The organism is Salipiger sp. HF18 (assembly GCF_011806505.1).
GTDB classification, from domain to species: domain Bacteria; phylum Pseudomonadota; class Alphaproteobacteria; order Rhodobacterales; family Rhodobacteraceae; genus Salipiger; species Salipiger thiooxidans.
Genome location: NZ_JAATOS010000013.1, coordinates 1 through 17,081 on the forward strand (window position 1 = coordinate 1; position 17,081 = coordinate 17,081).

Sequence of the window (17,081 nt, forward strand, 5' to 3'; positions counted from 1 at the left end):
GGGGGGGGGGGGGCGCCCCAAAAATTGCGAGCAACCCGCCCCCGCCGATACCCATTATTAGAGCCGCCAGAAGGTGGCCCGCCGCCATGAGGATCATCGGGTAAACCCATATGTAGGAATGAGAATATCGGATGCGGCGTACGATCTCGGCCCGCGCGAGGCCAAGCGCCAGCCACATCGCCGGAGAGACTGGGCTGATGAAGGTGTCGACGATGTTGCCGATCACGAACGCGTGCACCGTGGCCGCCGGATGCACCCCGCCGGTCCGGTGATCTGAAGCACCACCGGCAGCAGCCCGAAGTGGTAGGCGTGGGTCGAGAGGATCAGCTCGATCGGCAGCACCGCGAGCCCCACGAGCTGCACCGGGACAAGCGGCCGCCACAGCTCGGTCACCTCGAGCCCCGTGACAGCAGCAGCACGACCACGGCCACCCGGTCGGCCGCGCCGAAGGCCAGCGCGCCGCCGGCTCGCCACGGTCGACCGCCTTGACGTCGAAGTCGTCCGCCCCGGTGTCGAGCCCTGGGATGCGTTCGTCGATCTCGCTGTTCGCGGTGAGGACGCGAAGCGGTATGTCGTCGCCGGCAAGGCGGAGCTCGCGCAGGATCTCGAAGCCACTGCGCCCGTGCGGGTTCACGTCGAGCAGGACGAGGTCGAAGTCCTTGTGGCTCAGCAGGGCGGCGGCGCGGTTGCCGTCGGTCTCGATGTCGACGCATTGGCCGTCGCGTCCCAGCCGGACCGCAATGGTGGCGGCGAAACTCTCGTGATCTTCGACAAGCAGGATGCGCATGGCGCGACACAACCAAAGCGCGACGGCGGGAACGACAGGTCGAAGGGTAAGGGTGTGGGCGGCCTGGGCGGTGCGGTCGGGAGGGCAGAACAAGCGCAGACCACTGTTCAGTTCATGGTTTATATACGCGATATATCTATATGTTTTATAACAACTATATGGGCTGTATTGTGTTCTCTTGATTGGTCTTGCGATACCTGCGCTCGCTCCACAGGCCTGTGCCGTTGCGAGAGGGGCGGCCAGCCCCGCTCCGCGCTTTTATCCATTTCCGCAAACGCACCTCATGTGGATTGTTAGGAGTGGCGTATAATCATATGAAAAAAACGAATATTATAAATCCGCGCGCTGCGTCTCGCTACTGTTGCGCATAGCAGAAACATCCTATGCGTGCATACTAAAGGTAAGGGATCCCGCCATTTCAGGGGTCTCGCCCCCGGTTTCGTGGACTTCGGGCGGGTTTTGCGGTAGTGTCTTGGCTGCGCCCTTGCCCAGACCAACTTGTCGAGACCAACCGGGGCGTGCCTTTTGGAGACATTGATATGACCGAGGAATTACGCCCCGGCTTCCAGATCAAGGGAGCCGCCCTGAAAGCCCTTGCCGATAACGAGGCCGTGGCCGAAGCCGTTCTCAACACCCTCGCCAAGCTGGACCTCGGGCCGCCCCGGGATCGCGGGGCCCCGTTCGATGACCGCGGCGTCGATCTCGATAGCCATTTCGACCCGGGATACGATGTGAGCGACGGCTACGACGATGGCCTGTTCTGAACGCTTCCGTCCGGCTGAACCTGAGGGCGGGCACGCTCTCCGCGTAGCCGGGCGGGCACTACAGCGCTGCTCAGACTTGCCATTCTGATGGAAGATGTCCTCCGAAGTATTTGATGCAGAAGATATATTGTGGTTCGAGCGCCTCGCGAAAGGCGACGCGGGCCGGGGCAGGCAGCTCGGCGTTGAATTCGGTGCGGTTGTACCGGGTCTCGGTGTCGATGGCCTGCGGCCTGACGCCCAGCTCATCGCACAAGCGCCGGAAACCGTCGGGGATGAGCGTCTCGTGGAAGAGATAGCTGATCTCCTCCGGGGCGAAGGCCTCTTCCAGATCCAGGATCGTCTGCCGGTAGTCCGAGCGCGCCAGCGTCACCGGATCTTCCAGCAGCTCGGGCCAGTCGCAGATCGGGTCGGTACCGGGCCGCAGCTGCCGCAGGAAGCGGATGTGCGACCAGAGCCGGTCGACCGGATCGCGCAGGATGAACAGCACCCGCGGCCTCATCCGCTGCGAGGCAATGGCCGCGCGCATGTATCGGAACCCCTCGGCGCCGATGCAGGCGTAGGCGGGGGTGATGTCCGCGAGCACCTTCGTGTCGGCCCGGCAGAGCCCGGCGAAATGCTCGAAATAGGCGTTGGGGTCGTAGATCATCCGGGCACGGTCGAGGCTGGCTCGGAAGGCCGGGCGGCGGCGCAGGTTCGCAGGCTTGTCGCCGGGCTGCTCGATGTGGAAGGCGAGCCGCGCCATGGCCATCGCGTCGGCATCCATCAGCGCGTTGGTGGCGAAGCGGGCGTCGAAGAAATGCACCTCCTTCAGCGGCGAGACCGTGACGCCATTGGTCGCCTGAAGCTGCGCAAAGAGCCACGAGGTCGCGGCCTTCATCGCGCCGATGCAGATGAGGAAGGTGCGGCCGTCGAGGTCTGGAATGCGGCGGAAGCCCGGCCTGTCGCGGTCCGGGTGGTCATGCTCGGTCATCTGCCCCTCCTGCGGACAGCGTAGCACCGCGCCGGCCCCGCACAAGCGGCGCGACCTGCACATCGGGGATGCCCGAGGCCAGCGCCCGGCCCATGTCGGGCGGGATGCGCATGTCGTCCTTGAAATGCAGCGCGATGGTGGGCGCGCGCACCGGTCCGAGCCGGTCGCGCATGTCGATCTCGCCGAAAGCACCCTGAAAGCGCGCGGCATTGCCGGGCGAAGTGGCGAGGCGCTGGAACGCGTCGAACCACGCCAGCTCGTAGGGGCCGGCGTCGGGCATGAAGGTCTGCGACAAGATGTGCCGGCAGACAGGGTCGTCAGAGCCGCAGGCTGCGCGCCAGCACGAAGGCGTCGTCCGCCAGCATCTTCACGTGTTCCTTCATCGCCCGGGCGGCGGCATCCGCGTCGCCCTTCAGAAGCGCGCGGGCCAGCACCTCGTGCTCCTGCTCCGCCGCCTGCTTGCGCTCGGGCCGGAAGGTGATGAAGCGCCGGTAGGGCGCCAGCCGCTTGTTCAGAAGCTGGATCTGGTCGCGCAGCGCGCGGTTTTCCGAGGCGATGTGGATGGCGGCGTGGAAGGCATCGTTGCGCTCGATATAGGCCTCGGCATCGCCGCTGCGCCCGGCCACGCGGCAGGCGTCGTGGGTGGCCATGATGCGCTCGCGGTCGGCGTCGCCCATGCGCTCGCAGGCGAGGCGCGCCGCCACCGCCTCCATCTCGCCCACCAGTTCGAAGAGGTCGAAGATCTCGCTCACCGTGGGGCGCGCGACGATGGCGCCGAGCCGGGGTTCGAGCGTGACGAGGCCGCTGGCGCCGAGCAGGCGCAGCGCCTCGCGCACCGGGGTCCGCGAGACCTGGAAGCGTTTGCCGAGCACCTGCTCGTCGAGCCGCTGGCCCGGCGCGAGCTCGCCCTGGACAATCTCGTCCTCGAGCGCGGCGGCGATCTCTTCGGCCCGGGTCGCGGGCCGCGAGGGTTCGGACCGGAGGATGGCGGGCGCCTCCACGGTGATCCCGTGCGACTCTTCTTCGCGGATCTGGTCTGCCAAACTGCCTCCGTCGCGACCTGTGTGACTGTTTCGCGGGCGCAGGGTCCGCAAATCAGATTAATTATTGTGCAACATTTGAAGATTTTCGCCAAATGAAGCAATTTCGTGTATACACGCCGCGTGCAGCGTGTCGACCTGCTCTTCAGTAACCTAAGATCGCCGTGCCGCATAGCGTTTCGCGAAGGCCCGGCCGCAGACAAGGAATTCCCATGGATCTGGAGCTTCGCGACAAGCGCGTTCTCATCACCGGAGCATCGCAAGGCATCGGCGAGGGCATTGCCGAAGTCTTTGCCGAAGAGGGCGCGATCCTGCACCTGACCGCCCGCAGCGCCGACAAGCTGGAGGCCATCGCGGAGCGGCTGCGCAAGGCCCATGGCGCCGAGGTCTCGGTCTACCCGATGGACCTGACCGGGGGCGAGGCGCCGATCGCGCTGGCCGAGCAGGTGGGCGACATCGACATCCTGATCAACAACGCGGGCGTCATCCCGGGCGGCAACCTGTGGTCCACGGACGATGCCGCATGGCGCGAGAACTGGGACCTGAAGGTCTTCGGCTACATCAACATGTGCCGGGTGTTCTACGAGCGGATGAAGACGGCCGGAGGCGGCGTCATCATCAACGACATCGGTAACGCGGGCGAGAACTTCGACCCCGACTACATCGCGGGCACCACCGGCAACGCCAGCCTCATGGCCTTTACCAAGGCGCTCGGGGGCAGGGCGCTTGACGACAACATCCGCGTGGTGGGCGTGAACCCCGGCCCCGTCGACACCAGCCGCATCTACAAGCTGCTCAAGCGCCGCGCTGTCGACTGGTACGGCGACGAGAGCCGCTGGGAGGAGCTGCTCGGCACCTATCCGCTGAAGCGCCCCGCCAAGGTGCGCGAGATCGCCGACCTGATGGCCTTCCTCGCCTCGGAGCGGTCGGGCTACACCACCGGCGCGATCTTCACCGTCGACGGCGGCATCACCTCGCGGGCCTCGATCATCTGATGCCCGACACCGTCGACACCTTCCGCCCCACGCTGGACCCGATCCCTGCACAGGCGTTTCCGCTGCACTACGGCGGGCACTGGCACGGCGGGATATCGGGCGCGCGCCGCGCGGTGCGCCGCCCGGCCACCGGCGTCGAGGCCTGGAGTGTCGCCGAAGCCTCTGCCGCCGATGTCGACGCCGCCTGCGCCGCCGCGGCCCGTGCCTTCCCCGACTGGGCCGCGCTCGACAGTGACGAGCGCGGCCGCCTTCTTCGGGCGCTGGCGGGGATCCTGCGGGCCCGCATGGGGCAGCTTGCGGCGCTCGAGGCGGCGGTCACCGGCCGTCCGATCCGCGAGATGCGAGCCCAGATGGGCCGCATCCCCGAGTGGTTCGAATATTTCGCCGGCATCGCGCTGGGGCTCGAGGGCGGATCGAACCGGGTCAAGGGCGGGTTCCTGACCTACACCCGGTACCGGCCCCACGGCGTCTGCGCGCTGCTGACGCCGTGGAACCACCCGATCCTGATCCTCGTCAAGAAGCTGGCCGCGGCGCTTGCCGCCGGCAACACAGTGGTGGTGAAGCCCTCGGAACTCGCCCCGATCACGCCGCTTCTGCTGGCGGAATGGGCGGTCGAGGCGTGCATTCCCAACGGTGTCATCAACGTGGTGACCGGCGGCGCCGAGGCCGGGGCCGCGCTGGTCGCCAACGAACACGTCTCCCACATCGACCTGACCGGAGGCACCGCGACCGGCAAGATCGTCGCCAGGGCCGCGGCCGAGCGCATGGTGCCCTGCACGCTGGAGCTGGGCGGCAAGACGCCGGTGGTGGTCTTCGACAGCGCAGAGCTCGACGAGGCGGTGGCGGGGGCGCTCTTCGCGGGCTTCGTCGCGGCGGGGCAGACCTGCGTCTCGGGCAGCCGCTTCCTCGTGCAGCGCGGGGTCTACGACGCCTTCGTCGCGAAGCTCTCCGAACGGGTGGACGCGCTGCGTCAGGGCGACCCGGCGCTGGTCGAGACCGACATCGGCCCGGTGATCTCGGCCGCCTCGCGCGACCGCTGCATGGGCGTCATCGAACGCGCCAGAGAGACCGAGGCGCGGCTGGTGGCGGGGGGCGTCCTGCCCGAGCTGCCCGCACACGTCGCGGGCGGTTTCTTCGTTCCGCCCACGGTCTTTGCCGACGTGTCGCCCGAAAATGCGCTGTTCCGGGACGAGATCTTCGGCCCCGTGGTGTCGGTCACACCCTTCGACACCGAGGACGAGGCGGTGCAACTCGCCAATGACGGGCCCTACGCGCTTGGGGCCTCGGTCTGGACCCGCGACATCCTGCTGGCGCATCGCGTGGTGGACCGGCTCAAGGCGGGCGTGGTCTGGATCAACGACCACCACAAGAACGACCCGCGCTCGATCTGGGGCGGTTCGGGCGAAAGCGGCTACGGCCACGAGAACGGCTGGGACGCGCTGAAGGGCTACCTGATCAAGGGCTCGGTCACCGTGCGCACGACCGAGGGCTTTGGCGACTGGTTCGCCGGAGGCAACCGTTATGGCTGAGGCGCTCTCTGCCGAGGTCCGGGACCTGTCGCTGGTCTACAGGGGCCGGGGCCGGGACGTGATCGCGCTGTCCGAGGTGAGCCTCGGCATCGCGCAGGGCGAGTTCGTGTCGCTGATCGGCCCCTCGGGCTGCGGCAAGTCCACGCTCCTGCGGGTGCTGGGCGACCTGCTGACGCCGACGCAGGGAACGGTGGCGATCAAGGGCCGGACGCCGCGGGCCGAGCGGCTCGACCGGCGCATCGGCTTCGTCTTCCAGGAGGCGGCACTGCTCGAATGGCGCTCGGTGCTCGACAACATCGCGCTGCCTCTGGAGCTGCGCGGCGCCTCCCGCAGGGACCGCGAGGCGCGGGCCCGCGCGCTCATCGAGCTTGTCGGCCTGACCGGCTTCGAGGCCGCCTGGCCGCGCCAGCTGTCGGGCGGCATGCGCCAGCGCGCCGCCATCGCCCGGGCGCTGTCGACCGAGCCCGACCTGCTGCTGCTCGACGAGCCCTTCGGCGCGCTCGACCAGATCACCCGCGACCGTCTCAACATGGAGCTCGCGCGCATCCACGAGGTGACCGGCGTCTCGGTGGTGCTGGTGACCCACTCGATCCGCGAGGCGGTGCTGCTGTCGGACCGCATCGTCGTCATGACCCCGCGCCCCGGCCGCATCGAGCGTATCCTCGACGACCCGCTTCCGCGCCCGCGCAGCCTCGGGACCCGGCTTCTGCCCGCGTACGAGGACCTCGTCCGCGCCGGCAGCCGCGAGCTCGAGAAGGGCTACGCCAATGTCTGACAGCACGCTTGCCGCCCCGGTCCCCCGGCGCACCGCCCCGCTTTCGCACAGGCTGCTCGACATCGCCGAGCGCAGCTGGCCGGCGGTGCTGATCCTCGTGGCGCTGATCGCGGGCTGGGAATGGGCCTGCGCCGCGCTTGGCATCAAGCCCTACATCCTGCCCGCGCCCTCGGCCATCCTGACGGCGGCGCTGAACGACGTGCCGGGCCTTGCGCGCAACGCGGGCATCACCGCGTGGGAGGCGACCGCGGGCTTCGTCATCGGCTCGGCGCTCGGCGCGCTGCTGGGCACGGCCTTCGCCTACTCGCGCTTCCTCGCGCGCGGCTTCCTGCCCTTCATCATCGCGGCCAACACCATCCCCGTGGTGGCCATCGCGCCGATCATCATCATCTGGTTCGGCCACGGCATTGGCTCGAAGATCGCGGTCACCGCCTTCCTGTCGTTCTTCCCGCTGGCGCTGAACATGATGAAGGGGCTGCAGAGCTACGACCGCACCGTGGCCGACGTCTTCCACATCGCCGCCGCCTCGCCCTTGCAGACCTTCTTCAAGATGCGGCTGCCCTCGGCGCTGCCCTACGTCTTCGTGGGACTGAAGCTCAACGTCACCTTCTCGGTCATCGGCGCCATCGTGGCCGAGTTCGTGCAGGCGGACCGGGGCCTGGGCTTCGTCATCATGACCACCTATCGCACCATGGCCATGCCAAAGCTCTGGGCGGCGATGCTGCTCTCGGCGCTCATGGGCATCCTGTTCTTCCTCGTCGTGGCGATGCTCGAGCGGATCTTCGTCCCCTGGCACGCCTCGATGTCCACCGATCCCTGAAGACCGGGGACAACCCCGGCGCCCCCACCCAACAGAGAGATCCCACGATGAAAAAGACACTGATCTGCGGGCTTGCCCTCGCCACCGCGCCGCTCGCGGCCGAGGCCGACTCCATGCGGCTCGAATGGGTCATGCAGGGCCAGTTCGCCGGCCCCATCATGGCGCTGGAAAACGGCTGGTACGACGAGGCCGGTATCGAGATGGAGCTGCGCCCCGCCGGCCCCGACATCAAGCCCGCCGTCATGGTCGCGACCGGGGTGGCCCCCTACGGCATCGGCCACCGCGCCCCGCTCCTCGCCTCCCGCGTTACCTTCGTGCCGCTGGTAATGGTCAGCCAGTGGGGCCAGAAGGCCGCCAGCACCTACATCGCCCGCAAGGACGCGGGGATCGGGACGCTCCCGGACATGCCCGGCCACTCGGTCGGGCTGTGGTTCGGCGGCGACGAACATGAGTTCCTCGCCATGCTCAACAACGCGGGAGTGGCGCAATCCGACGTCGACGTGGTGAGCCAGGGCTACGACATCGTCTCGTGGCTCAACGGCGATTACGAGGTGATGCAGGTCACCCGCTACAACGAGCTGCAGCTGGTCTACGACAACGGCTACGCGCCCGAGGATCTCGTGTTCTTCGAGCCCGGCGACTACGACTCCGCGCTGATCTCGGGCGGGCTCTTCACCACCGAGGAGCAGATCGCCGAGCACCCGGAGGCGGTGCAGGCCGCCGTCGACGCCTCGCTGCGCGGCTGGCAGGCGGCCTTCGCCGATCCCGCTGCCGCGGCCGAGGTGATGGTCAAGTACAACTCCGAGCTTGATGCCGCCTTCCAGACCCGCCAGATCGAGGCGATGAAGGACATCGCCTGCGCCGGGCCCACGCTCGAGGGCAAGTTCGGCACCACCGACGCCGCCGACTACGAGACCGCTCAGGCCATCCTGCTCGGCGCCAAGCTGATCGACAGCGAGATCGACCTGACGGCGGCCTTCACCAACCGGTTCGTCGACGCCGCCCCCGCGGAGTTCCGCGACATCGCCTGCGAGTAAGCGACAGACCGGGCCGGACTTTTGCGGCCCGGCCTAATCACGGAGAAGAGCATGAGAGAGATCCGCATCCGCCTTCTGTGGCATAAGCAGGCCCAGTTCGCGGGCTACCTGCTGGCCGAAGAGCTTGGCCTCGGCAACGACGCCGGGGTGCAGATCGTCTGCGAGGGGCTGGATTTCTCGTGCAAGCACGTGAACGCGGTGCTGGAGGGCCGCACCGAGATGTGCGTGGCGAGCCCCGCGCATCTGGTGGAATCCTCTGACCCCGCTGCGCTGCGCTGGCTGCTCGCGATCCAGCAGAAAAGCCCGCTGGTCTATCCAGCCCGCCGTTCGGACGGGATCGCGACGCTCGCCGATTTGGCGGGGAAACGCGCCGGGGTCTGGCCGGGGCACGAGGATCTCGAGCTGCGCTGGATGCTGTCGCGCGCAGGCCTGCCCGACGATGCGGTGACCCGGGTCGAGATGCCCGACACCGTTGCGCCCTTCCTCACCGGCGAGACCGCGACCGGCCAGATGACCTGCTACCACGAGCTGCACATGGTCGAGCACGCCATCCCGCCCGAGGATCTGGTGATCTTCGACGGCAAGGACACCGGCTGCGGCATCCTCAAGGACGGGCTCATCGCCTCGGCCGCGCTGGTCGAGCGGGAGCCGGAGGTGGTGCAGGCGGTGGTGAACGCGGTGCTCGAGGGCTGGACCATGGCCTTTGACGACCCCGCCCGCGCCGTGGCCGCCTGCCTCGCCGTGCGGCCCGACCGGAGCGCGCCCGAGGAAGAGGCGCAGCTTGCCGCCATCCGCGCGCTGTCGCTCACCGGTGCCACGCTGTCGGAGGGGCTGGGCTTCCCGGACCCCGCCCACATAGAGAGCGCCGTGACCGCGATGCGCGAGCTGGGCGAGACGGTGCCCTCCACCGAGGGGCTGCGCGATGCGCGCTTCTGGAAGGCGGCGCCCGAGGCGTTCCGTCGCACCGGCTGGGAGGCGTGATGTGACCACGCTGCCGCAGAGCGCAGAGGTCATCGTGGTGGGCGGCGGAATCGTCGGCCTCTCGGTGGCGCTTGCGCTGGCAGAGGCGGGGGCGAAGCCACTGCTGCTCGAGGCGAAGAGCTTCGGCGGCGCGGTCACCGGCGGCAGCCTCGCCGCCATCGGCACGCACATGCACGGGCTCGCGGAATATGGCGTGATGGCCCACGCCTGCGATCTCTGGCGCGCCTTCGCGGAGCGCACCGGCAACCCGTTCGAGCACAATGCGCAGGGGCAGGTGGGCTTCATCCTCGACGCCGAAGGCATGGAGAGCGGCGAGGGCTGGGTGGCCGAGGAACGCGCGCTCGGCGCGCCCTGCCGGATGCTGACCCCCGACGGGCTTGCCGAGGTCGAGCCCCGGCTCACCGGTCCCGTGCTGGGCGCGACCTTCGCGCCGGACACCGCGACGGTGAACCCCTTCCTCGCTGCCCGCACCGTTCTGGCCGAGGCCCGCGCCGCCGGTGCCGTGGCGCTGGACCATGCCCCCGTCGCCGGGCTGCTGGTCGAGGCCGGGCGCATCGCCGGGGTGTGCATGGCGGACGGCGCCGAGATCCGCGCGGGGCAGGTGGTGCTGGCCTCGGGGCCGTGGTCGCAGGAGATCAGTGTGAGCGCGGGCGTTTCCCTGCCGCTTGTGCCGCGTCAGGCGCAATGCCTCGCCGCGCTGCGCCAGCCCCCGGGCACCATCCGCCGCATCGTCAGCGCCGTGGAAAGCCGCGGCGGGGTGGCGAGCGGTTACACGCAGATCCAGCAGGCGGGGTCGGGGCAGATCCTCTTCAACACCGTCGTCGATTTCATCGAGACCCCGCCCGAGGCCAAGGACACGGTCCGCGAAGTGCCGAGCGGTTTCGTCCTCACCTCGATCGACACGCTTGCCACGCTGTTCCCGTCGCTCGCCGAGATCCCTCTGCTGCGCTCGTGGGTGCGGTTCGAGGCGGTCTCGCCCGACGCCCGCTTCCTTGCCGGTCCGGTCGGCCCCGAGGGGCTCTGGGTCTGCGCCGGCGACAACGGCTCGGGCTATTGCCGGTCGCTGATGCTGGGCCGGTTCCTCGCGGGCGAGATCACCGGCGCCGCGCTGCTGCCCGGTGCGTTGCAGGCCGACGCCCGCGCGCTCTATGCGCCGCAGCGCTTCACGCAGGTGGCCGCATGAGCGAAGTCGAGATCCTGCTCGACGGCGCGCCCGTCACCTGCGCCGAGGGGCTGCCCTTGACCGAGGTGCTGATGGCCCGCGCACCGTTCTGGCGGCAGAGCCCCAGGCATGGCGCCAACAGGGGCATGTTCTGCGGCATGGGGCTCTGTTTCGAATGTGTGGTCGAGGTCGATGGCGCATGGTCCCGCGCCTGCCTCGAGCGCATCCGTGCGGGCATGTCTGTCCGCACGGACCAACCGGAGGACCGGCCATGAGCGCCGCGCACCTCTCCTGCGACGTGGCGGTGGTGGGCGCGGGCCCCGCCGGGCTTGCCGCCGCGCGCGCCGCGGCCGAAGCCGGGGCGCGGGTGGTCTGCCTCGACGCCTTCGCGACGCCCGGCGGGCAATACGCGATGCAGCCGACGCAGGCGGAGAGCCCCTTTGCGGCGACCGCTCCGGTGGCGCTGGGGCGCGCGGCGGCGCGGGCTGCGGGAGAGGCGGGCGCGCCGAGCCCCTGCGGCGCCGCGGGGGTCTGGGGGGGCCGCGGTCCGGGGGGGGTTTGTCTGTCGGGGGACCACCCGGGGCGGGGGCCCCCCGGCGGAGCCCAGGGGCTGGTGGTGGCCGCAGGCGCCATGGAACGTCCGCTGCCCTTCGCGGGCTGGACGCTGCCCGGCGTCATCGGCGCGGGCGCGGCGCAGCGGCTCCTGAAGACCGGCACCGGTGCGCTGCCGCTTCCGGGCAAGACCGTGCTGGCGGGGAGCGGGCCGTTCCTGCTGGCCGTGGCGCAGAGCTTTGCGAAGGCGGGGCAGCGGCTGGATCATTTCGTCGAGATGCAGCGCCCGTCGCCTGCAGATGTGGCCAAGGTCTTCGCCCGACACCCGGGCAAGCTGGCCGAGGCGGCGCGGCTGGGCCTCGATCTGCGCCGCAGCGGGGCGGCGCGCCACGTGGGCCACATGGTCACGCGCGCGCTGGGGACCGACCGGCTCGAGGCGGTGGAGATCGCGCCGCTGTCGGCCTCGGGGCAACCCGTCATGGGCCGCGCGTGGGTGATCGAGGGCGTGGGCACGCTCGCCATCGGCTACGGCTTCCAGCCGGTCATCGACCTTACCACCGCGCTTGGCGCCGCGCATGACTTCGACGCGGCGCTCGGCGGCTGGCACTGCCGCGCCGATGCGGATGGCCGGACCACGGTGGCGGGCCTCTGGGCCGCGGGCGAGACTCTGGGCATCGGCGGCGCCGTCCCGGCGCAGCTCTCGGGGCGGATCGCGGGGGCCGGTGCCGCCCGGACGCTCGGTTTTTCCGCTCCGGACGTCACCGGCGCCACGCAGGCCCTCGGCAACGCCCGCGCCTTTGCTTCAGCTCTCGCGCAGCTCTACCCGCCGCCGCAGGACCTGCCCGTCGCCCTGCCGGAGGACGAGCTTATCTGCCGCTGCGAGGACGTCACTGCCGGCGACATCGCGACCGCCATCACCGAGGGCGCGCACGACAGCTTTGCCGTGAAGACCTGGACCCGCGCCGGCATGGGCCCCTGCCAGGGCCGGATCTGTGGGGCGGGCATCGCCGCCGCGCTTGCGCAGGCGGGCGTGCCGGCGGACAAGGCATCCTACAACCGCGCCCACCTGCCGCTGCGCCCGGTGCCGCTGCCGCTGGTGCGCGCCGCCATGCAGGCCCAGACCGAGATGGAGACCCGCCCATGAATTCTACCGTCGATACCCCGCTCTACAGCACCGGCCGTCATGTCGCCCTGCGCCTGAAACCGGGCGAGGAGGTGCTGGGCACGCTGCAGCAATTCGCCGTCGACCACGGCATCGCGGCCTGCGCCATCGTCTCGTCGGTGGGCTCGCTCACCCACGCGGCGATCCGCTACGCCAACCAGAACGACACCACCCGGCTCGAGGGCCATTTCGAGATCTGCTCGCTGATCGGCACGCTGGAATGCGCCGCCCCGGGCGAGGCGCTGAACGGGGCCGAGGCCTCGGCCTCCGGGGGCGCGCATGTGCACCTGTCGATCTCGGACGGCGCGGGGCGGATGATCGGCGGCCACATGATGCGCGGCTGCCGGGTCTACACCACGCTCGAGATCGTGCTGCTGGTGCTCGACGGGCTGAGCTTCACGCGCGAGCCCTGCGAGGCCTCGGGCTATGCCGAACTCGTCATCCGCAACGCCGCGGAAGCCACCGGAAAATCAAACGGATAAGACCAAAAGCAACCGAAACAACAGGGACTAAGGACAGATGAAACTCGATACCAAGTCGCTCGTTCTGATGGCCGTGGCCATCGTCATCAACGTGGTGGTCGGCCAGATCGCCGTGTGGATCAAGCTGCCGCTCTACGTCGACGCGGTGGGCACCATACTGGTGGGCATCCTCGCGGGTCCCTTCGCGGGCGCGCTGACCGGCGTGCTCACCAACCTGATCTGGGGCCTGATCTCGGACCCGGTGGCCGCGGCCTTCTTCCCGGTGTCGCTGGTGATCGGCGCGCTGGCGGGGATCCTCGCGCGCATGGGCTGGTTCAAGTCCGTCGGCATGACCATTGCCGCCGGCGCCGTGATCGGCGTGATCTCGACCATCGTGGCAGTGCCGATCATCGTTTACATGTTCGGCGGCGTGACCGGCGCGGGCACCGACTTTGCCACCGCCTACCTGCTCGCCGTGGGACAGGAGCTGGTGCAGTCGGTCGCCATCGCGAACCTCGTGCAGAACCTCGCGGACAAGATCCTCACCTGTCTCATCGCGTGGCTGATCGTGAAGCGGCTGCCGATGCGCTTCACCTCGGGCTTTGCCTTCTACGGCTACTCCAAGGCCTGAACCATGGCCGTCGCGCGACCCAACGGGGCGGACCACGCCCTGCTCTACGTCCCGGGCCGGAGCTTTCTGCACCGGCTCAACCCCCTGACCAAACTCACGCTCGTGCTGTGGTGCGCGGTGGCGGCCTTTGCGCTGCCGCCGCAGGGCACGATCCCGCTGGCGCTGCTGGCCATCGCGGTCGGCATCTTCGCAGGGGCGGGCAAGGTCTTTGCGCGACGGCTGATCTTCACGCTGACGCCGCTGGCACTGGCGCTCTTCGTGGTCCACGGGATGCTCGTGGACCACGAAGGCGAGCGCGCGGCGTTCCTCGGGCTCGACCTAAGCCACGACGGGCTCGCCTACATGGTACGCATCCTCGGGCGGATCGCGGCGCTGCTCTCGGGCTCGCTGCTGTTCGTCTGCACGACCCATCCTGCCCGCCTGCTCAAGGCTCTGGATTCCCACAACTTCCCGCCCGGCATGGCCTATGTGATCGCAAGCCCGCTGCTGCTGCTCGAGCCCTTCACCCAGCGCGCGCGGGCGATCCGCGAGGCGCAGATGGCGCGCGGGCTCGACCTTCAGGGCAGCTTCCTGACCCGCGCCAGGGCCTTTCCCGCGCTCCTCATGCCGCTGGTGACGCTGGCGCTCGCGGACATCGACCACCGGGCGCAGGTGCTGGACGGGCGCGGCTTCCGCGCCATGCCGCACCGCACCGTGCTGGATGCCCCCGCGGACAGCGGCGTGCAACGGGCGGCGCGCTGGATCATCCTTCTTTCCATCCCCGTGCTCATCGCCGGAGGCATCCTGTGGCACTGATCGACGTCGACCACCTGAGTTTCGCCTATGACGCCACGCCGGTGCTGCAGGACGTGTCCATGTCGGTGGAAGCGGGCGAGAAACTCGCGATCCTCGGCGGCAACGGCTCGGGCAAGAGCACCCTTGCACAGTGGATCGCGGGCTGGCTGCCGCGCGGCACCTTCGCGGCCTCCGAGGGCGGCGTGGCCGTCGAGGGCCGGCCGTGGGCCGAGCTTGACGCCGCCGCCCGCGCGGGCACCGTGCAGTTCGTCGGGCAGGTCCCGATGCAGCAGCTCTCGGGCTTTGCCTTCACGGTCCTTGACGAGATCGCCTTCGGCCCCGGCAACCTGCAGCTTCCCGAGCCCGAGATCCGCGCCCGGGTCGACGCGGCGGTCGGGATCTGCAACCTCGGCCACCTGCTCGAGCGTGATCCGTTCTCGCTGTCCGGCGGCGAGCAGCAACGGCTCTCGATCGCCGCGGCGCTGGCGATGCAGCCGCGCGCGCTGGTGCTGGACGAGCCCACCGGCAATTTCGACCCGGAATCCCGCGACGCGCTGCTCGCGCAGATGGGGAAGCTGCCCGCCGAGCTGGCCATCGTCTGGTGCGACGTGACGCTGGGTGCGGCCATGGCCGTGGCCTCACGCTTCGTGCTGCTTGACGAGGGCCGGATCGCCTATGACGGCGACGCCTCCGGGCTGCTGGCGCATCCGCGCACCGCGCAGATCTTCGGCCTGCCCGCAGTGGCCGAGGCTGCGCTGCTGTGGCGTGCGGCAGGGGTCTGGCCCGAGGGCGTACCGATCAGCGCCGACCCCGCCCGCGTCGCCGCCGTGCTGCGCCCGATGCTGGAGGTGGTGGCATGAGCCCGATCCTGACCCTCGACGGGGTGCGCTTCGGCTACGATCCGGCCAAGCCCGTGCTGCGGGACATCTCGTTCTCGGTGAGCCCGGGCGAGGTCGTGGCCGTGGTGGGCCGCAACGGGGCGGGCAAGTCGACACTGCTGCGGCTCCTGAACGGGCTGCTGCGCCCCGATGCCGGCACGGTAGGGATCGCGGGCCGGGACGCGGGCAAGCTCAAGGTGAGCGAGATCGCCGCCCATATCGGCACGGTCTTCCAGGCCCCCGAACAGCAGATCTTCAACGCCACGGTCAGGACCGAGATTGCCTTCGGGCCCGCGCAGCAGGGGCTCACGCCCGAGGAACAGGCGCAACGCCTTGACGAGGCGGTCGCGCGCACCGGGCTTGGCGAGGTGCTGGAAACCCATCCGCTCGACCTCGACGCGGCGATGCGGCGGTTCGTGGCGGTGGCCTCGGTGATCGCCTGCCGCCCCGATCTCATGCTCTTCGACGAGGCGCAGCGCGGGCTCGATGCGACGCGGCGGCTGCTGTTGGGCGGGATCATCGCCGAGGAAAAGGCGGCGGGCCGCGCCATCGTGCTGGTCTGCCACGACATGGAGTTCGTCGCGGCCCATGCGGACCGGGTTCTGGGGCTCGCCGAGGGGCGGCTGGCGGTGGATGCGACGGTGCAGGAGTTCTTCGCCGATGCCGCCGCCACCCGCGCCGTCTCGGTCGAACAGCCGGGCATCGTGGAACTGGCGCAGGCGCTTGGCCAGCCGGTGGCGCTGAGCGCGCCCGAGCTGGTCGCGGCGCTGGAGCCAAGACTGAAAGGAGGGGCCTGAATGCGGCTCATCATCGACACCGACACTGCGGGAGACGACGCCTTCTCGATCCTGCTGGCGCTGAAGGCGCCGCATGTCACGCTCGAGGGCATCACCATCTGCAACGGCAACGTGCCCTTCGACCAGCAGGCCGAGAACGCGCTTTACACGCTCGAGGTGGCAGGGGCCGGGGGCACCGTGCCGGTCTGGAAGGGCTGCCCGCTGCCGATGCTGCGCAAGCGCGTCGATGCCACGGAATTCTTCGGCGCCGACGGCATGAGCGACGCGGGGTTTCCGCAGGCGCAGCAGCGCCCCGAGGACGGCCACGCGGTCGATTTCCTCATCGACACGATCATGTCGAACCCCGGCGAGATCGAGATCCTCGCGCAGGCGCCGCTGACCAACATCGCCACGGCCTACGTGAAAGAGCCGCGGATCGCGCAAAACCTCAAACATCTCTGGGTGATGGGCGGGCTCGACAATTCCATTGGCAACACCACGCCAGCTTCCGAGTTCAACTTCTACGTCGATCCCGAGGCCGCCAAGATCGTGGTCAACGCGGGCTTTCGGCTGACGCTCTCGACCTGGACGCTGACGATGAATTCGGGCCTCCTGCCCGACGACAAGCTGCGGGTGATCGAGGCCATGGACACGCCGCTCTCTCGCTTCTTCATGACCATCAGCCAGGCGCCCTTCAAGCGCACCGAGATGCGCTACGGCCGCCCGCTGTCCACCCATCCCGACAGCCTGACCTGCGCCTGTGCCATCGACGCCGCGGTGATGCTCGAGACCGCCGACTGCCTCGTCGATGTCGAGACGCAGGGCGAGCTGACCCGGGCTTATTCCTCGATCTGCACGCCGCTGACCCCGGCCGAGGCGGAAATCGACTTTCTCTGGCCTTCGGCCCCGGCGAACGCCCGGGTGATCCGCAAGGCCGACACCAACCGCTTTGCCGAGATGCTGATCGCGGCGCTGGCGGACTGACAG

At 69.4% G+C, this 17,081-nt stretch carries 20 protein-coding genes; 16 read left to right on the forward strand and 4 right to left on the reverse strand.

Translation table 11 applies throughout. The features are described from left to right. Positions 1-787, reverse strand: a 787-nt coding sequence (locus HC022_RS28705; protein ID WP_217703870.1) for a response regulator transcription factor, incomplete at its 3' end; no start/stop codon positions are given. Between the two features lie 539 nt (positions 788-1,326). Between HC022_RS28705 and HC022_RS03165 the strand changes: the two genes are divergently transcribed. Next, the gene (locus HC022_RS03165) at positions 1,327-1,551 is read left to right on the forward strand and encodes a hypothetical protein (protein WP_167451304.1); all 225 of its coding nucleotides are present in this window, start codon (positions 1,327-1,329) and stop codon (positions 1,549-1,551) included. A 70-nt stretch (positions 1,552-1,621) separates the two neighbouring features. Here HC022_RS03165 and HC022_RS03170 read toward each other — a convergent pair whose 3' ends face one another. The 3 genes from HC022_RS03170 to HC022_RS03180 are packed head-to-tail and all read right to left on the reverse strand — an operon-like array spanning position 1,622 to position 3,564. Then, positions 1,622-2,521 (reverse strand): sulfotransferase, encoded by a 900-nt coding sequence (locus HC022_RS03170; RefSeq protein WP_167451305.1) that lies wholly within the window; start codon positions 2,519-2,521, stop codon positions 1,622-1,624. Beyond that, complete coding sequence (locus tag HC022_RS03175; protein WP_167451306.1) at positions 2,508-2,801, reverse strand: alpha/beta fold hydrolase; 294 nt, start codon at positions 2,799-2,801, stop codon at positions 2,508-2,510. The genes HC022_RS03170 and HC022_RS03175 overlap by 14 nt, the downstream gene beginning before the upstream one ends. Positions 2,802-2,838: 37 nt before the next feature. Beyond that, positions 2,839-3,564, reverse strand: a complete 726-nt coding sequence (locus HC022_RS03180; protein ID WP_167451307.1) for a GntR family transcriptional regulator — start codon at positions 3,562-3,564, stop codon at positions 2,839-2,841. A 209-nt stretch (positions 3,565-3,773) separates the two neighbouring features. Between HC022_RS03180 and HC022_RS03185 the strand changes: the two genes are divergently transcribed. From HC022_RS03185 to HC022_RS03255, 15 genes are read left to right on the forward strand one after another with little or no spacing between them, the layout of a single operon-like run. Continuing rightward, the gene (locus HC022_RS03185) at positions 3,774-4,556 is read left to right on the forward strand and encodes an SDR family oxidoreductase (RefSeq protein ID WP_008887710.1); all 783 of its coding nucleotides are present in this window, start codon (positions 3,774-3,776) and stop codon (positions 4,554-4,556) included. Continuing rightward, a complete protein-coding gene (locus HC022_RS03190; protein ID WP_167451308.1) occupies positions 4,556-6,085 on the forward strand; it encodes an aldehyde dehydrogenase family protein in 1,530 nt (509 codons plus the stop codon). Before HC022_RS03185 ends, HC022_RS03190 begins: the two co-directional genes overlap by 1 nt. Further along, positions 6,078-6,860: an ABC transporter ATP-binding protein gene (locus tag HC022_RS03195; protein WP_167451309.1), complete on the forward strand. Its 783-nt coding sequence runs from the start codon at positions 6,078-6,080 to the stop codon at positions 6,858-6,860. The genes HC022_RS03190 and HC022_RS03195 overlap by 8 nt, the downstream gene beginning before the upstream one ends. Next, a complete protein-coding gene (locus HC022_RS03200; protein ID WP_167451310.1) occupies positions 6,853-7,680 on the forward strand; it encodes an ABC transporter permease in 828 nt (275 codons plus the stop codon). The genes HC022_RS03195 and HC022_RS03200 overlap by 8 nt, the downstream gene beginning before the upstream one ends. Before the next feature lie 47 nt (positions 7,681-7,727). Continuing rightward, entirely contained in the window at positions 7,728-8,717 is a 990-nt protein-coding gene (locus HC022_RS03205; protein WP_167451311.1) for an ABC transporter substrate-binding protein, read from the forward strand. Between the two features lie 51 nt (positions 8,718-8,768). Beyond that, complete coding sequence (locus tag HC022_RS03210) at positions 8,769-9,698, forward strand: ABC transporter substrate-binding protein (RefSeq protein WP_167451312.1); 930 nt, start codon at positions 8,769-8,771, stop codon at positions 9,696-9,698. A gap of 1 nt (position 9,699) precedes the next feature. Further along, positions 9,700-10,881 carry an FAD-binding oxidoreductase gene (locus HC022_RS03215; RefSeq protein WP_167451313.1) on the forward strand — a complete coding sequence of 394 codons (1,182 nt, stop codon included), beginning with the start codon at positions 9,700-9,702 and terminating at the stop codon, positions 10,879-10,881. Next, positions 10,878-11,135: a (2Fe-2S)-binding protein gene (locus HC022_RS03220; RefSeq protein WP_167451314.1), complete on the forward strand. Its 258-nt coding sequence runs from the start codon at positions 10,878-10,880 to the stop codon at positions 11,133-11,135. The genes HC022_RS03215 and HC022_RS03220 overlap by 4 nt, the downstream gene beginning before the upstream one ends. Continuing rightward, positions 11,132-12,556, forward strand: a complete 1,425-nt coding sequence (locus tag HC022_RS03225; protein WP_167451315.1) for an FAD-dependent oxidoreductase — start codon at positions 11,132-11,134, stop codon at positions 12,554-12,556. Before HC022_RS03220 ends, HC022_RS03225 begins: the two co-directional genes overlap by 4 nt. Beyond that, a complete protein-coding gene (locus HC022_RS03230) occupies positions 12,553-13,056 on the forward strand; it encodes a PPC domain-containing DNA-binding protein (RefSeq protein ID WP_167451316.1) in 504 nt (167 codons plus the stop codon). Before HC022_RS03225 ends, HC022_RS03230 begins: the two co-directional genes overlap by 4 nt. A gap of 37 nt (positions 13,057-13,093) precedes the next feature. Then, positions 13,094-13,666: an ECF transporter S component gene (locus HC022_RS03235; protein ID WP_008887758.1), complete on the forward strand. Its 573-nt coding sequence runs from the start codon at positions 13,094-13,096 to the stop codon at positions 13,664-13,666. A gap of 3 nt (positions 13,667-13,669) precedes the next feature. Next, entirely contained in the window at positions 13,670-14,461 is a 792-nt protein-coding gene (locus HC022_RS03240) for an energy-coupling factor transporter transmembrane protein EcfT (protein ID WP_167451317.1), read from the forward strand. Continuing rightward, positions 14,452-15,300 carry an ABC transporter ATP-binding protein gene (locus tag HC022_RS03245; protein ID WP_167451318.1) on the forward strand — a complete coding sequence of 283 codons (849 nt, stop codon included), beginning with the start codon at positions 14,452-14,454 and terminating at the stop codon, positions 15,298-15,300. Before HC022_RS03240 ends, HC022_RS03245 begins: the two co-directional genes overlap by 10 nt. Then, positions 15,297-16,115 (forward strand): energy-coupling factor ABC transporter ATP-binding protein, encoded by an 819-nt coding sequence (locus tag HC022_RS03250; RefSeq protein WP_167451319.1) that lies wholly within the window; start codon positions 15,297-15,299, stop codon positions 16,113-16,115. Before HC022_RS03245 ends, HC022_RS03250 begins: the two co-directional genes overlap by 4 nt. After that, a complete protein-coding gene (locus HC022_RS03255; RefSeq protein WP_167451320.1) occupies positions 16,116-17,078 on the forward strand; it encodes a nucleoside hydrolase in 963 nt (320 codons plus the stop codon). Positions 17,079-17,081: the final 3 nt, after the last annotated feature.

Coding starts and splice junctions, on each gene's coding strand:
- HC022_RS03165 (WP_167451304.1), top strand. CDS start 1,327: ATGACCGAGGAATTACGCCCCGGCTTCCAGATCAAGGGAGCCGCCCTG.
- HC022_RS03170 (WP_167451305.1), bottom strand. CDS start 2,521: ATGACCGAGCATGACCACCCGGACCGCGACAGGCCGGGCTTCCGCCGC.
- HC022_RS03175 (WP_167451306.1), bottom strand. CDS start 2,801: ATGCCCGACGCCGGCCCCTACGAGCTGGCGTGGTTCGACGCGTTCCAG.
- HC022_RS03185 (WP_008887710.1), top strand. CDS start 3,774: ATGGATCTGGAGCTTCGCGACAAGCGCGTTCTCATCACCGGAGCATCG.
- HC022_RS03190 (WP_167451308.1), top strand. CDS start 4,556: ATGCCCGACACCGTCGACACCTTCCGCCCCACGCTGGACCCGATCCCT.
- HC022_RS03195 (WP_167451309.1), top strand. CDS start 6,078: ATGGCTGAGGCGCTCTCTGCCGAGGTCCGGGACCTGTCGCTGGTCTAC.
- HC022_RS03200 (WP_167451310.1), top strand. CDS start 6,853: ATGTCTGACAGCACGCTTGCCGCCCCGGTCCCCCGGCGCACCGCCCCG.
- HC022_RS03205 (WP_167451311.1), top strand. CDS start 7,728: ATGAAAAAGACACTGATCTGCGGGCTTGCCCTCGCCACCGCGCCGCTC.
- HC022_RS03210 (WP_167451312.1), top strand. CDS start 8,769: ATGAGAGAGATCCGCATCCGCCTTCTGTGGCATAAGCAGGCCCAGTTC.
- HC022_RS03220 (WP_167451314.1), top strand. CDS start 10,878: ATGAGCGAAGTCGAGATCCTGCTCGACGGCGCGCCCGTCACCTGCGCC.
- HC022_RS03225 (WP_167451315.1), top strand. CDS start 11,132: ATGAGCGCCGCGCACCTCTCCTGCGACGTGGCGGTGGTGGGCGCGGGC.
- HC022_RS03230 (WP_167451316.1), top strand. CDS start 12,553: ATGAATTCTACCGTCGATACCCCGCTCTACAGCACCGGCCGTCATGTC.
- HC022_RS03235 (WP_008887758.1), top strand. CDS start 13,094: ATGAAACTCGATACCAAGTCGCTCGTTCTGATGGCCGTGGCCATCGTC.
- HC022_RS03240 (WP_167451317.1), top strand. CDS start 13,670: ATGGCCGTCGCGCGACCCAACGGGGCGGACCACGCCCTGCTCTACGTC.
- HC022_RS03250 (WP_167451319.1), top strand. CDS start 15,297: ATGAGCCCGATCCTGACCCTCGACGGGGTGCGCTTCGGCTACGATCCG.
- HC022_RS03255 (WP_167451320.1), top strand. CDS start 16,116: ATGCGGCTCATCATCGACACCGACACTGCGGGAGACGACGCCTTCTCG.